We start from the raw sequence: 485 nt of genomic DNA, 5'->3' as shown, positions 1-485 counted from the left end.
AGTGGAATACCGGGTACGCCGGGATCTGGTACTGCAGGTGCCCCAGGCACCGGTGTTACCATTGTAACCAACGACAGTGGTACCTGGGTGTACAACCCAACCACCAACACCTGGACGAATATTAACGGACCAAAAGGCGACAAGGGCGACAAAGGAGATGCAGGTGTAGTGGGTGTTCAGGGGATGCCGGGCACGAGCGGAATACCGGGTACGCCGGGATCTGGTACTGCAGGTGCCCCAGGCACCGGTGTTACCATTGTAACCAACGACAGTGGTACCTGGGTGTACAACCCAACCACCAACACCTGGACGAATATTAACGGACCAAAAGGTGATAAAGGCGATAAAGGTGATACTGGGGCAGTTGGTCCTCAGGGTCCGGTTGGTCTGACAGGTGCTACTGGTTCTGCCGGTGCAACAGGTGCTCAGGGATTAAAAGGCGATAAGGGAGATATTGGTGCAACCGGCGCTACTGGCGCAGTTGG

At 55.9% G+C, this 485-nt stretch carries 1 pseudogene; it reads left to right on the top strand.

Annotated elements, in window-relative coordinates:
- A pseudogene (locus BLR37_RS25170) lies at positions 1 to 485 on the top strand (hypothetical protein); the annotation flags it as partial.

Origin of the sequence: Pedobacter soli (assembly GCF_900101435.1) — a bacterium.
GTDB lineage: Bacteria > Bacteroidota > Bacteroidia > Sphingobacteriales > Sphingobacteriaceae > Pedobacter > Pedobacter soli.
This window is presented reverse-complemented; position numbering and strand designations above follow the sequence as displayed.